Raw genomic sequence first — 13036 nt, 5'->3', positions numbered from 1 at the left:
CCCGATCCAGCCGTAAGATGTCCGAGTGAGTCTCTACCGTGACGAAGGCGTAGTTCTGCGTACGCAGAAGCTCGGCGAGGCCGACCGCATCGTCACCGTCCTGGCCAAGCGCACTGGCAAGATCCGGGCGGTGGCGAAGGGCGTGCGCAGGACCACGTCGCGCTTCGGGGCGAGGCTGGAGCCGTTCACCCACGTCGACCTGCAGTTTCACATCGGCCGCACGCTCGACGTCGTCACGCAGGCGGAGACGATCAGGCCTTACGGTGAGGTGCTGGCCGCCGACTACCCCCGCTACACCGCCGGCACGGCGATGCTGGAGACGGCCGACCGGCTCACGCACGGCGAGAAGGAGCCGGCGCTGCGGCAGTTCCTGCTGCTGGTGGGCGGGCTGCGCACGCTCGCCGACCGGGTGCACGAGCCCAGGCTGGTGCTGGACGCCTACTTCCTGCGCTCGCTGGCCGTGGCCGGCTACGCGCCGGCGCTGGAGGCATGCGCCAAGTGCCAGGCGCCGGCGATCAGGGCGTTCGCCATCGTCGCGGGCGGCGTGGTGTGCGGGGCGTGCAAGCCGGCCGGATCGGCGGTGCCCGCGGGGGAGACGATCGGGCTCATGACGGCGCTGCTGCGCGGAGACTGGGCCACCGCCGACGCCTCGGACTCCCGCCATCGCAACGAGTGCAGCGGGCTGGTCGCCGCTTATCTGCAGTGGCACCTCGAACACGGAATACGCTCTCTTCGACATGTCGAAAGGGAGCTTGCGTGAACGTCAGACCTCCGACCCCGCATCCGTCCGGCGCGACGCCGCCGCCGATCCCGCGTGAGCTGGTGCCCCGGCACGTGGCGATCGTCATGGACGGCAACGGCCGCTGGGCCAAGGCGCGCGGCCTGCCGCGCACCGAGGGGCACAAGGCAGGCGAGTCCTCGTTGTTCGACGTCATCGAGGGGGCGCTGGAGCTGGGCATCCCCTATTTGAGCGCCTACGCGTTCTCGACGGAAAACTGGAAGCGCTCGCCCGACGAGGTGCGATTCCTCATGGGCTTCAACCGGGACGTGATCAGGCGGCGGCGCGACGAGCTCAACGCCATGGGCGTGCGCGTGCGCTGGGCGGGCCGGCCGGGCCGGCTGTGGAAGAGCGTGATCTCCGAGCTGCAGACCGCCGAGGAGATGACCGTCTCCAACCGCAAGCTGACGTTGCAGTTCTGCGTCAACTACGGCGGGCAGGCCGAGATCGTCGACGCTGCGGTCAAGCTGGCCCAGGACATCGCGGCCGGGCGGGTCAAGCCGGGCAAGGTCAACGAGAAGGTGTTCGCGCGTTACCTGGACGAGCCGGAGATCCCCGAGGTGGATCTGTTCGTGCGCTCGTCGGGGGAGCAGCGCTTCTCCAACTTCCTGCTGTGGCAGTCGGCCTACGCCGAGATGGTGTTCCTGGACCGGCTGTGGCCGGACTTCGACCGCAGGGACCTGTGGGAGGCGTGCGAGATCTACGCCAAGCGCGACCGGCGCTACGGCGGGGCGATCCCCAACCAGGTCTGACTAACCCAGGAACTCCGCCACGTCCTCGGCGAAGCGCGGGTGGGCGAACGTCCCGATGTGGCTCGCCCGGGGTAGACGATCAACTCCGACTCCGGCAGCCGCTCGGCCGTCTCCCTGAAGAGCTCCACCGGGTAGGCCATGTCACGCCCACCGCCGATGATCAGCGTGGGCGCCGTGATGCAGGTGAGCCGGTCGCGGTGCTGCGCACCGCGCCGCCCGGCCGCCACCGCTTCGGTGTAGCGCCGCTGGACCTCGCGGGTACGTGGAGTCAACGTGTACGCCGCCCCGGCCACCACCAGTCGCCTCACGACCTCCGGATGATCGGCGGCCAACTGCAGTGCCAGCGACCCGCCTGACGACATGCCCAGCACGTCCACGGGCTCGCCGAACCGCTCGGCCAGAGCTTGGGCGTGCTGGGTGGCGATGTCCGCCATGGTCGTACCCGCGGGCATCCCTGGCGCCCGGTTGACCGCGTATATGTGGAAACTGCCGGCCCTTCATCCGCATACTCCTTGACCACCTGTGCCATCTCCCCGGTTGCATCAATCACCATCACTTTACGTCTTCGACGTGTAACAATAAGTGACATTCCGTCCCCTCGACATGACGCCCTCATCAAGATGTTCACCGAGCGTCCCCAACTAGCGGTGGAGATCCTGCGCGACCTTCTGGGAGTGCAACTGCCCGCCACTCCGCTGATCCGTGTAGAGGACAGCACCTTCAACACCCGGCGTTCCGACGATATCGAAGCCGATCTGCTGTTCGTTCTGGGATCCCCGCAAGACCCCGCGCATGCCATCATCGTGGAGATCCAGCAGGACAAGTCCAAGGAGCCCCGGCAGCTCGCCCGCTACGCTGCCGCGCTGTGGCTGATGCTGGGCTGCGACGTCACGGTGCTGGTGATCTGCCCCGATCGTGGGGTCGCCGACCACTACGCGCAGCCGATCGACTCGGGGTTGACCGGCTATCGGCTGCAGGCCCGGGTGCTGGGGCCGGACGGCATCCCGGTCATCACCGACCCCCAGGAGGCGGCGGACCACCTGGCCCTGTCGGCCATGTCGGTCATGGTCCACGGCCGCGACCGTAAGGTCGTCGAGGCGTTCGCCACGGCACTGAACGACACGCGCGACGACCACGCTCCGAAGTACTATGAATACGCCTACAGCATGGCCGGGCCTGACATCCGGCGCCTCATGGAGGAGATCATCATGACGTCCACCGACTGGCCTGTCTACAGCCCCTTCGCCCGTGAACACTTCGGCCGCGGCCTCAAAGAGGGCGAAGCGAAAGGCAAGGCGGAAGGCAAGGCGGAGGAGGCAGCAAAGATGGTGCTCCTGGTCCTGACCGCCCGCGGCCTCGACGTCCCCGATGACGCCCGCGCACGCATCACCGCCTGCACCGATCTCATTCAGCTCGAAATCTGGGCCACCTGCGCAGCCACCGCCCGGACCATCCAAGACCTGTTCACCGAACCGGACGCACAACCCCGTTAGCCACACCACCGCAGGTCCTCGATCCTCGGGGCCTCCCGGCACGCTCCCCCTCACCCCTCCCGCCGCTCACTTGCCGAGGAACTGGTCCGCCGCGAGTGGTGTGGCGCCAGAGCCGCCGCGGCAAATCCTGTGTCCTCCTGTCGAATTCGAGCCGGTCCCGTCGACGCGTAAGCAGGGAGCGACAACATGGCAGGAGGAAACGAGATCATGAGGAAGATCATCGAGCAGGGTGTGGTGACGTTGGACGGCCAGATCAGCACCCCGCAGAACTGGCTGGGCGAGCTGTGGGCCGGAGAGTTCGAGCAGCGCTCGCGGGACCTGCTGTTCTCGGTCGACGCTCTGTTGTACGGGAGGGTCAGCTACGAGCAGCACGCGGAGGTCTGGCCGCACATGGAGGAGCATTTCGGCGACTACGCGGTCAGGATGAACACCATCCCGAAGTACGTCGCCTCCACCACGCTGAAGCAGACCACCTGGAACGCGACCCTCATCGAGGGGGACGTGGTGGAGGAGGTCGTCAAGCTGAAGGGCCGGCCCGGCGGCGACATCCTGAAGGTCGGCACCGGCGGCCCGCTCAGCCGCACGTTGCTCCAGCACGAGCTGGTGGACGAGTACCTGTTCTGGCTGGTCCCGGTGATCGCCGGCAGCGGGGCACGCCTGTACGAGGGCATCGACACGACGTTCCTGACGCTCGTCGACGTCGTACGGCTGAAGAACGGCGTGCTCGGCCTGACCTACACCCCGAAGCTCACAGCGAGCGTGTGACCCGGATGCCTTCTTCGCGGTCCTCCTCGCGGCCACGACGCGGTTATTCCCAAGGCAGCCTCACAGGCTTGGTCGGCATGTCGCCGTCGAGGAGGCGGCGTAACAAGCCGGCCAGCCCGACCGGGAAGACCCGTTCCGTGGTCTCCCACAGCTCGGGCAGCGTCCACCAGCGGAAAGCGTCCAGCAGTGACCGCTCCAGCGCCTCCATTCCCGAGACATCAACCTCGACCTCGGCCACGCGGAAGAAGAAGTAGGAGTCCACGGAGCGCCAGAGGGTCTGATCGTCCGGGCTCCAGCGCCCCGAGCATGTGGCCACCACTGGCCCGACCTCGCCGTGTCCCATGTGGTGCCCGATCTCTTCACGGAGTTCCCGGGCGGCGGCCATCGCCGGTGTCTCGTCGGCCCGGACGCCGCCGCCTGGGGTGAACCACGCGTACTCGCAGGTCACCGTCGACATCCGGGCCCGGTACAGCAGGGTCCGGTCGCACTCGTCCACGAGTATGACGCGGGCGGACCGGCGCACGATCACTTCAGGCATGATTCGCGAGGATAGGCGACCGACGAATTTCCCGCCCTAACGCAGTCCAACCCCGACAAGACCCATGCCCCTTTCCACGGGAATGTTCAGGAGGCGCAAAGATCATGCAGACTGCACAGGGAACCGTACGATCCGCTGATGGAACCGAGATCACCTTCGAGCGCTCCGGCAGCGGACCCGCTGTGGTCATGGTGGACCCTGCCGGCGGATACTCCGGATTCGACAGCATCCGCGGCCTCGGGGCCGTCCTCTCCGCTGAGGGGTTCACCGTCCACACCTACGATCGCCGGGGGCGCGGCAAGAGCGGCGACACCGTGCCGTACACGATCGCCCGCGAGATCGAGGACCTGGCCGCCATGATCGCCGCAGCGGGCGGCACCGCCCTGGTGTACGGCCTCTCCTCTGGAGCCCTGCTCGCCCTGCACGCGGCCGCCGCCGGGCTGCCCATCAGGCAGCTCGCCCTTTTCGAGCCACCGGTGCGCGCCGAGGATGAGCCGCCGGACACGGCCTTCACTGCCGAGATCGCCGCACTCGTGGCCTCCGGCCGCCGAGCCGCCGCCGTCAACCGCTTCCTGACCGGCATCGGCGTACCAGCTGAGATGCTCACTGAGCCGATGCCCGCACTTGAGGCGGTCGCCCACACTCTCGTCTACGACTGCGAGATCTCCAACGCGACAACGTACACACTGCTCAGATCGGTCCGCACGCCCACCTTGGTTTTGGACAGCCACGGTAGCTCCAACTACCTCACGGACGGAACGGCGGCACTCGTCGAGGCCCTCCCCAACGGCACCGGACGCAGTCTGCCCGGCGAATGGCACCGCGTGCCGGACAAGGAACTCGCCCCAGTGGTGGCTGACTTCTTCCGCGGGCATCCTTAACGGCGGTATGCGCGAACACCAGACGATGACCGCGAACCCGGGCGGCACGAACATGCCCGGCTTCCTGCCGGTCAGGGGCCGCAACGCAACTCCCTGGCGAGCGGTATGCCGTTCCACCATTCGACAGTGCCCGAATGATCACAGGCGCATGACCGGGATGGCGACCAGATGGACGCCCTCCAGATGTAACTCAAACGTAGCTAGATCCAGGGCAAATGTAACTGATCACCCGGTTAGCTCTCATCTGCGCGAAATCCTCCTGGCCGGGCACAAAGGGATGACTCGTCGTGCCCACCCAATGATCATTAGAGGCCACTAGTTCATGTCTACGGGGTCGAACGCCCCGCAGGTGCCTCCGGTACGAGCAGAGTGCTGATAGCGCAGTTGACGCCTCAGGCTGCCTGGCATCTGCACCCCGAAATGTAACCGGAAATGTAACCAGAACCGCGAAAACGTAACCGACGGTTGGTTACATTTGACCTGTGCACCAGGACATAGGCCAGCTGATCGGTCGCCTCCGCGTTGCGGGTGGCGACTACACCGAGGTGGAAGTCAAGTCCGCCGCAGGCGGACTGCCGCAGTCCCTCACCTCCACACTCAGCGCCCTCGCGAATCACCCCGGCGGCGGAACGATCATATTGGGCCTTGACGAGAGGACGGACTTTCGACCAGTTCGGCTTCGGATCCGCAAGCGCTGAAGCAGGGCTTGGCTCAGAAGGCACGCTGTTTCGCTCCCCTGTCCACGTCACCATCACGGACGCGGACGTCGACGGTTTCCCGATAGTGATCGCGAGAGTCCATGAGTGTGATCCTTCGATGAAGCCGTGCCGGGTGGCCGCATCGGGCACCGCGTACGTGCGCGGTTACGACGGCGATTTCCCGTTGTCGCCGCTGGAGGAGCAGGCCTTCCTCGCTGCCCGTCAACCCCCCTCCTTCGACCGGCAGGCAGTGCAGGGCGCCGCAAGGGAAGACCTGGATGACGAGCTCCTGCAAACATTCCTCCGCTCGGTTCGCGAGCGAGACCCACATGGGCTGGGCCGCTTCCACGATGACGCGGAACTGCTGCGACGAGCGGGTGTGACGCAGACCGATGGGACGCCGACAGTGGCGGGGTTGTTGGCGTTGGGTGCGCATCCGCAGCAGTGGTTTCCCCGGTTCGTCATTCAAGTCTCGGCAGAGCCCCTGCTGACCGACCCTCCAGGGGTTCGTGCGCGGAATCAGGCGACGATCACCGGCCCTATTCCCCGCATGCTCGATGAAGCCATGGCGTGGGCTCGGCGAACCTTCGACACAACGATCGTCTCAGCGCCGAACGGCAGCGTTCATGACAGGCCGGTATACCCGTACATCGCCTTCCGTGAAATCATCGCCAACGCCCTGGTCCATCGTGATCTCGATCAGTGGTCCGCCGGTATGGCCATCGAAGTGAGGCTCCGTCGTGATCGTCTCGTCGTGTCGAACCCAGGAGGGCTGTACGGCATCACGGTGGAGCGCCTTGGTCGAGATGCGGTCACCTCAGCGCGTAACGCCCGACTGGTCTCGATCTGCCAGCACGTCCGGACTCCCGAGAGCGGCGCTCGGATCATCGAAGCCCTGGCAACCGGCATTCCGATCGTGAATGCAGCGCTTGCCGAGGCCGGTCTTCCTCCAGCCCATTACGTAGACGCGGCGATCCGTTTCACGGTCGTTCTCCATCTGACGGAGGGCGGGACGAGGCGCGGCGATGATCTCAATGAGACCGAACTCCGCGTTTACAATGCGCTGGCAGAGGGGGAGCTCAGCGCAGCTGCACTTCGGGAGAAGCTCGGGCTTTCCACGCCGAACATTCGCAAGGCGTTGCGGGAGCTAAGGTCCAGAGATCTGGTCAGGCAGCTGGGCGGGCGAGGGAGGGCGACGAGTTATCGGAGGATCTCACCCTAGTCCGCCGCCGTCATGGCCGGGGCGCTGTTCGGCTCCGCCTTCGGACGCGTCCCGCTCCTGCTTCTCCCGGCAGACGGCTGAGCCGGCGACGGCAGCGGACAGCACACCCGCCAGCCGCTCGTTGTCGGGCACGGGCCGCCTGCGCACGCGTGCAGGCGCATCAACTCCACCGCGTACGACTCCCCGTCGTCCGGAGAGACGGTGACAAGTTTCCTGCTGCAGATGTCGCCGGCCGAGACCAGCTCGGGCGACAGGCCCCGCGCGATCGCCCGCACCACGATGTCCCGGTCGGTCAGCATCCCGTGCACGGGCAGGGACGTCACGTGCCCCGCTCATTTTGCGACCTGAGTTAGGTATCCAAGGTGACGTCGTCAGGCGCGGCGGCGGGCGCGGTACGCCGCTACGTGCATGCGGTTCCCGCACGTCCGGCTGTCACAGTAGACCCGTGACCGGTTGCGCGACTCGTCCACGAAGACCCTGTCGCAGTCCGGGGCCGAGCACGTGCGCAGGCGTTCGGCCTCGCCTTCCACCAGCAAATGCGCCAGCGCCACGCCGCAGTCCGCCGCCACGTGCTCGGCCAGCGTCGCGTCCGTGGCGAAGTAATGCATGTGCAGCGGGTGGCCGTCGTGTTCGGTGAGCCTCGGGGTGATGCGGGTCTCGGCCAGCAAGGCGTTCAGGGTGCGGACGGCGGTCGCCTGGTCGGAGGCCGTGAAGACGCGGTGGAAGGCCTCGCGGACCATCCGCACCTGGCCCAGGTCGCGGGGTGTGAGCCTGCTCACGCCGCTGATCTGGCGGGAATGCACGAACGCCTGCAATTCGGCCAGGCTGGACAGGCCCTCGTCGCCCCCCGTGGAGGGCGAGGTGTTGACCAGTTCGACAACGGTGGCCAAAGAATGCACCATGTCATGGCCAAACGGCATGTTGACTCCTGTCCGTGCCGGCTTTTAGCGTGGTCGAACTGTATCTCTTGCGTGGGCATCGGGGGGTTTCTGTGAGTGCACATCGCCGTATCGTGCTGATCGCGATCATAGGCGCGCTCGTCATCTCCACCTCCGCTCCCTTGGTTCGGCTCTCTGATGTATCGCCGGCGACGTCCGCGTTGTTCCGGTGTGCGTACGCCATCCCACCCATGCTGATCCTGGCCTGGCTGGAGCGACGCAGGCTCGGGCCGCTGCCGCGCAGGGCCCTGATACCAGCATGGCTCGCGGGCGTGGTGTTCGCGCTCGACCTGCTGTTCTGGCATCACGCCATCGACTACGTGGGCGCGGGGCTGGCCACCGTGCTGGGGAATCTCCAGGTGTTCATCGTGGCGTTCGCCGCGTGGGTGTTGTTCAAGGAGCGGCCGTCCACGCGGTTGATGGTGGCGACGCCCGTGGTGTTCGGCGGCGTGGTGCTGATCTCCGGGGTGTTCGACAGCGCCGCGTACGGCCGCGATCCGGTCATGGGGGTGCTCGCCGGAATCGCCACGTCCGTCGTGTACGCGGCGTTCTTGTTGCTGATGAAGGGCGGCTCGGACCGGGCGGCGGGGCCTCTGGCGCACGCGACCGTGGTCGCGACCGTGATGATCGCCCTGCTCAGCCCGTTGTTCGGGGGCGCCGACTTCGTGCCGAGCTGGCCGGCGCACGCGTGGCTGCTGGTGCTCGCGCTGGGGCCGCAGGTGCTGGGGTGGTCGCTGATCACGTTTTCCCTGCCGCGGCAGCCGGCCGCGCTCACCGCGTTGCTGCTGCTCATCCAGCCGATGACTACCGTGGCGCTGTCGGCGGTGGCGCTCGGCGAGCGGCCGTCGGTGTGGCAACTCGCCGGGTGCGCGGTGATCGTGCTCGGCGTCCTGTATGGGTCCCGCCGCGCTCAGCCTGCCTTGGCCGGGGCCGAGGAGCAGGAGGAGCAGGTGCCGAAGACCTCCACCGTGTGAGTGATCTCGGTGAACCCGTGCTCGCTGCCGACCGCCTCGGCCCATCGCTCGACGGCGGGCCCGGCCACCTCGACCGTGCGGCCGCAGCGGCGGCACACCAGGTGGTGGTGATGGGCTTCGCTGGCGCACGCCCGGTAGACGGACTCGCCCTCGTCGGTGCGGAGCACGTCGACCTCGCCCCTGTCGGCCAGCGCCTGCAGAGCCCGGTAGACGGTGGTCAGACCGATCTTGGCCCCGTGCAGGCGCATCTCGGCATAGACGTCCTGCGCACTGCGGAAACCCTCGCTGCTACGCAGGGTGTCGTGCACGGCATCGCGTCTCGTCGTCATGCGACCTCCTCGACGCGCATCCTTGAACTCACTCTCGACTCCTCGCTACGGCCTCGCCGTACGAATTTACCGACCCCGAGGGCCAGGACGAAGCCGGCCAGAGCAAGAAGCACGATCGCGGCGCCGGGCGGCACCTTGGTCGACACGGTGGAGGCCAGCAGCCCGCCGACCGAGGCGAGCACCCCGAACAGCATGGCCAGCGCCATCGTCGTACGGAACCCGCGGGTCAGCTGCTGGCTCGTGGCCACCGGGATCACCATCAGCGCGCTGACCAGCAGCAGCCCGACCACGCGCATGGCGATGACGACGGTGAGCGCCGCCGTGACGGCGATGAGCAGGCTGAGGAAGCGCACCGGCAGGCCGCTGGCCCTGGCCATCTCCTCGTCCTGGCAGAGCACGAACAGCTCCCTGCCGAAGATCACAACTACACCGATCACGGCCACGGCCAGCGCGGCGATGATCCAGATGTCCTGCGGTGTGACGCTGGCGATGGCGCCGAACAGATAGGAATTCAGCTTGGCGTTGCTGCCGCCCGGCGCGATGGCCATGAGCATGACGCCGCCCGCGATCCCCCCGTAGAACAGCAGCGCCAGCGCCACGTCGCCGCTCGTCCGCCCGCGCGCCCTGACCAGCTCGATGGCCACGGCCCCGGCGACGGACACGAGCACGGCGGTCAGCACCGGCGCCGAGCCGGTCAGGAAGCCGAGCGCCACGCCGGTCAGCGCCACGTGGCCGATGCCGTCGCCGAGCAGCGCCAGCCGGCGCTGCACGATGAACGTTCCCACCGCAGGCGCGCAGAGCCCCACCAGCAGCGCCGCGATGAGCGCCAGCTGGAAGAGTTGCTCCTGCAGAAGTTCGATGATCACCTTGGTTCCCCCTGCCACCCGGTGAGTTCCGCCTGCCACCCGGGGATCGGCCCCGCGACGGTCTCGGCGGCGTGCGGGTGCTGGTGCTCGTGCCCGGGCCGCGCGCACTCGCCTTCCGGCCGCGGCGGCCGGCCGTCGTGGGCGACGACGCCCTCGCGGATCACGACGCCGCGCGTGACGATCGGCTCCAGCGGGCCGAGCTCGTGCGCGACCAGGACCACGGTCTTGCCGTCGAGCACCAGCCGGGACAGCGTGTCAGCGAGCAGTTGCTGGGTCCCGGCGTCCACGCCGGCGGTCGGCTCGTCCATGACGTACGTGTCCGGCTCCCCGGCCAGCGCGCGGGCGATGAGCACCCGCTGCTGCTGGCCGCCCGACAGCGACTGGACGGGGTCGCCGGCGCGGTCGGCCAGGCTGACGGCCTCCAGCGCCGTGGCCACGGCCGCCTTGTCGGCCGCGTTGGTCCGGTGGAGGCGACGCTGCCTGGCGATGCGGCCCGAGGCCACGACCTCCCGCACGGTGGCGGGCACACCGCCGCCGACCTGGAGCCGCTGCGGCACATAGCCGATGCGCCACCAGTCGCGGAACCTGCCGGGCGGCGAGCCGTAGATCAACGTCGTGCCGCCGGTCAGCGGCGTGAGGCCGAGCAAGGCACGGACCAGCGTCGACTTGCCCGAGCCGTTGGCACCCAGAAGGGCCACGACCTCCCCGGGACAGACGGTCAGATCGATCCCCCGGAGAACGGGCGTGCCGTCATAGGAGACCTGGCCGTCTGTCATAGAGAAGGCCGTTTCACTCATCCCGTACACCCCAGCGCTGTTTGTAGGGTTTTGAGGTTATCGCGCATGGCGGACAGGTAGTCGCCCGAGGGCTTGCTCTCGAGCGGGTCGAGCACGGCGGTCTTGGCCCCGACCTGGCTGGCGAGCACCTCGGCCACCTTCGGGCTGACCAGGGCCTCGGTGAAGATCGTGGTCACGCCCTCGGCCTTGGCGATCTTGGCGACCTCGGACAGGCGGGCGGGGGACGGCTCGGTCTCGGGGTCGAGCGTGATGCCGACCTGCTTGAGCTTGTAACGGTCGGCCAGGTAGCCGAACGCCTCGTGCGCGGTGACCAGCGTCTTGGCCTTGCACGTGGTCAGGCCCTTGGTGAACTCCTGGTCCAGCGTGCCGAGCGCGGCAGCCGTCTTGGCGGCGCGGTCCTTGTACGCCTGTGCGTGCGCGGCGTCGGCGGCGGCCAGGCGCTCGCCGAGCTTGGTGGCGACGGTGGCCAGGCGGGAGGGGTCGAGCCAGATGTGCGGGTCGTAGCCGGCCTCCTCGTGACCGTGCTCCTCCTCGGCGTGGCCCTCCTCCTCGGCATGGGCCTCTTCCTCGGCATGCTCGCCGGCCGGCAGCGTCGTGACGGCGGTGGCGGCGTCGAAGCTCGTGTCCGCGGCTACGGCGTCGTCCACGGCCGGCTGGACGCCCTTGATGTAGACAGTGAGCGCGGCGTTCTGGATGTCGGATACCTGCTTGACCCCGAGCTCCAGGTCGTGCGGCTCCACGCCAGGCGCGGTCAGCGTCGTCAGTTGGACGTCGGATCCCCCGACCTGCTCGGTCAGCCACTGCAGCGGATAGAAGGCGGCGACCACCTCGGGCTTGGCGCCCGAAGCGGAAGTCTGGGCTGAACCGGAAGCGGTGGTTTCGGCCGAGCCGGATCCGCAGGCAGCAGTGGTGAGCAGCACGGCTCCGGCCAGCAGACCGGCAGCACGCGACCGGGAAAATCCTGACATCATGTGAGTCAGTATGCGCCAAAATGAAAACGGTTGTCAAAATCCGGCCGCAGAGCCTGAATGCAGCGGGAAGCCGGACGGCGTACCGGGGGCTACGCGGACGCCGTCCGGTGAGCCGCGTGACGCGGCCCTCCGCACGTGGTGTGCGGCATCCCGCTCCATCACCCCGGTAGGCGTGCGCCGGCAGAGCCAGTGCCGACGCCCGAGGTGAGGTCCAGCCGCCGTTCGCCCGCGTAGACGTTCATCGAGGTACCGCGGAGGAACCCGATGAGCGTCAGCCCTTCCTCGGCGGCCAGCTCCACCGCCAGGGAGGACGGCGCGGAGACGGCGGCGAGCACCGGCACGCCGCCCATGACCGCCTTCTGCACCAGCTCGAACGACGCCCGCCCGGACACCATCAGCACGGTGCCGCGCAGCGGCAGGCGCCCGTTCCGCAGTGCCCAGCCGAGCAGCTTGTCCACGGCGTTGTGCCGCCCCACGTCCTCGCGGACGCACAGCGGCTCGCCGTCGGCGGTGAACAGGCCGGCCGCGTGCAGGCCGCCGGTCCTGTCGAACACCCGCTGGGCCGCACGCAGCCGGTCCGGCAGGGTGGCCACCGTGGACTGCCGCACCGCGACGGGGTCGTCGGCGGCGCTCCAGCGGGCCACGGTGCGCACCGCCTCCAGCGACGCCTTGCCGCAGACGCCGCAGGAGGAGGTGGTGTAGAAGTTGCGCGGCTCCGGCGCGGGCACGCCGGGCGCGAGGCGCACGTCGAGCACGTTGTACGTGTTCGAGCCGTCCACGGTCGCGCCGGCGCAGTAGCGGATCGTGGCGATGTCCTCCGCCGAGCCCACGGCCCCTTCGCTGACCAGGAACCCGGCGGCCAGGTCGAAGTCGTCGCCCGGGGTCCGCATGGTCACGGTCAGCGGGGTGCCGTCGAGCCGGATCTCCAGCGGCTCCTCGGCGGCCAGCGAGTCGACCTTGCTGAGCCGGGCGCTGTCCTTGACGCGCAGGATGCGCCGCTTGACGGCGACCCTAGACATGGGCGCTCACCTCGG

16 protein-coding genes are annotated in these 13036 nt (G+C 68.3%); 7 read left to right on the top strand and 9 right to left on the bottom strand.

Annotated elements, in window-relative coordinates:
* Positions 1–25 precede the first annotated feature (25 nt).
* Together recO and OHA25_RS52390 are read left to right on the top strand one after the other, a co-directional pair.
* Positions 26–760, top strand: a complete 735-nt coding sequence (gene recO, locus OHA25_RS52395) for a DNA repair protein RecO (RefSeq protein ID WP_327584331.1) — start codon at positions 26–28, stop codon at positions 758–760.
* Complete coding sequence (locus OHA25_RS52390; RefSeq protein WP_305920878.1) at positions 757–1530, top strand: isoprenyl transferase; 774 nt, start codon at positions 757–759, stop codon at positions 1528–1530. Before recO ends, OHA25_RS52390 begins: the two co-directional genes overlap by 4 nt.
* Here the strand turns inward: OHA25_RS52390 and OHA25_RS52385 are convergent.
* On the bottom strand, positions 1500–1964 hold the full coding sequence (locus OHA25_RS52385) for an alpha/beta fold hydrolase (RefSeq protein WP_327584330.1): 465 nt from the start codon (positions 1962–1964) through the stop codon (positions 1500–1502). The two genes, OHA25_RS52390 and OHA25_RS52385, sit on opposite strands and share 31 nt — an antisense overlap.
* Before the next feature lie 186 nt (positions 1965–2150).
* On the opposite strand from OHA25_RS52385, the gene OHA25_RS52380 reads away from it, so the two are divergent.
* Positions 2151–3023, top strand: coding sequence for a hypothetical protein (locus OHA25_RS52380; RefSeq protein WP_327584329.1), 873 nt, complete (start codon positions 2151–2153; stop codon positions 3021–3023).
* A gap of 207 nt (positions 3024–3230) precedes the next feature.
* Positions 3231–3788 (top strand): dihydrofolate reductase family protein, encoded by a 558-nt coding sequence (locus OHA25_RS52375; RefSeq protein ID WP_327584328.1) that lies wholly within the window; start codon positions 3231–3233, stop codon positions 3786–3788.
* Between the two features lie 43 nt (positions 3789–3831).
* Here the strand turns inward: OHA25_RS52375 and OHA25_RS52370 are convergent, their stop codons facing one another.
* On the bottom strand, positions 3832–4326 hold the full coding sequence (locus OHA25_RS52370) for an NUDIX domain-containing protein (protein ID WP_327584327.1): 495 nt from the start codon (positions 4324–4326) through the stop codon (positions 3832–3834).
* A 104-nt stretch (positions 4327–4430) separates the two neighbouring features.
* Between OHA25_RS52370 and OHA25_RS52365 the strand changes: the two genes are divergently transcribed.
* Together OHA25_RS52365 and OHA25_RS52360 are read left to right on the top strand one after the other, a co-directional pair.
* Positions 4431–5207 (top strand): alpha/beta fold hydrolase, encoded by a 777-nt coding sequence (locus tag OHA25_RS52365; protein WP_327584326.1) that lies wholly within the window; start codon positions 4431–4433, stop codon positions 5205–5207.
* Positions 5208–5852: 645 nt separating this feature from the next.
* Complete coding sequence (locus OHA25_RS52360) at positions 5853–7127, top strand: ATP-binding protein (RefSeq protein ID WP_327584325.1); 1275 nt, start codon at positions 5853–5855, stop codon at positions 7125–7127.
* Here the strand turns inward: OHA25_RS52360 and OHA25_RS52355 are convergent.
* Together OHA25_RS52355 and OHA25_RS52350 are read right to left on the bottom strand one after the other, a co-directional pair.
* On the bottom strand, positions 7124–7450 hold the full coding sequence (locus OHA25_RS52355; RefSeq protein ID WP_327584324.1) for a hypothetical protein: 327 nt from the start codon (positions 7448–7450) through the stop codon (positions 7124–7126). The two genes, OHA25_RS52360 and OHA25_RS52355, sit on opposite strands and share 4 nt — an antisense overlap.
* Before the next feature lie 48 nt (positions 7451–7498).
* On the bottom strand, positions 7499–8026 hold the full coding sequence (locus OHA25_RS52350; protein WP_327591168.1) for a CGNR zinc finger domain-containing protein: 528 nt from the start codon (positions 8024–8026) through the stop codon (positions 7499–7501).
* A 35-nt stretch (positions 8027–8061) separates the two neighbouring features.
* On the opposite strand from OHA25_RS52350, the gene OHA25_RS52345 reads away from it, so the two are divergent.
* A complete protein-coding gene (locus OHA25_RS52345; RefSeq protein WP_327584323.1) occupies positions 8062–9039 on the top strand; it encodes a DMT family transporter in 978 nt (325 codons plus the stop codon).
* On the opposite strand, the gene OHA25_RS52340 is transcribed toward OHA25_RS52345, so the two are convergent.
* The 5 genes from OHA25_RS52340 to fdhD all read right to left on the bottom strand — a co-directional run bounded on the left by OHA25_RS52340 (position 8976) and on the right by fdhD (position 13021).
* On the bottom strand, positions 8976–9368 hold the full coding sequence (locus tag OHA25_RS52340) for a Fur family transcriptional regulator (protein WP_305920870.1): 393 nt from the start codon (positions 9366–9368) through the stop codon (positions 8976–8978). The genes OHA25_RS52345 and OHA25_RS52340 overlap by 64 nt on opposite strands.
* The gene (locus OHA25_RS52335) at positions 9365–10231 is read right to left on the bottom strand and encodes a metal ABC transporter permease (RefSeq protein WP_327591167.1); all 867 of its coding nucleotides are present in this window, start codon (positions 10229–10231) and stop codon (positions 9365–9367) included. Before OHA25_RS52335 ends, OHA25_RS52340 begins: the two co-directional genes overlap by 4 nt.
* On the bottom strand, positions 10231–11031 hold the full coding sequence (locus OHA25_RS52330) for a metal ABC transporter ATP-binding protein (RefSeq protein ID WP_327584322.1): 801 nt from the start codon (positions 11029–11031) through the stop codon (positions 10231–10233). The genes OHA25_RS52335 and OHA25_RS52330 overlap by 1 nt, the downstream gene beginning before the upstream one ends.
* Positions 11028–12002: a metal ABC transporter substrate-binding protein gene (locus tag OHA25_RS52325; RefSeq protein ID WP_327584321.1), complete on the bottom strand. Its 975-nt coding sequence runs from the start codon at positions 12000–12002 to the stop codon at positions 11028–11030. The genes OHA25_RS52330 and OHA25_RS52325 overlap by 4 nt, the downstream gene beginning before the upstream one ends.
* 158 nt (positions 12003–12160) lie before the next feature.
* Positions 12161–13021: a formate dehydrogenase accessory sulfurtransferase FdhD gene (gene fdhD / locus OHA25_RS52320; RefSeq protein WP_327584320.1), complete on the bottom strand. Its 861-nt coding sequence runs from the start codon at positions 13019–13021 to the stop codon at positions 12161–12163.
* Positions 13022–13036: the final 15 nt, after the last annotated feature.

Origin of the sequence: Nonomuraea sp. NBC_00507 (assembly GCF_036013525.1) — a bacterium.
GTDB lineage: Bacteria > Actinomycetota > Actinomycetes > Streptosporangiales > Streptosporangiaceae > Nonomuraea.
This window is presented reverse-complemented; position numbering and strand designations above follow the sequence as displayed.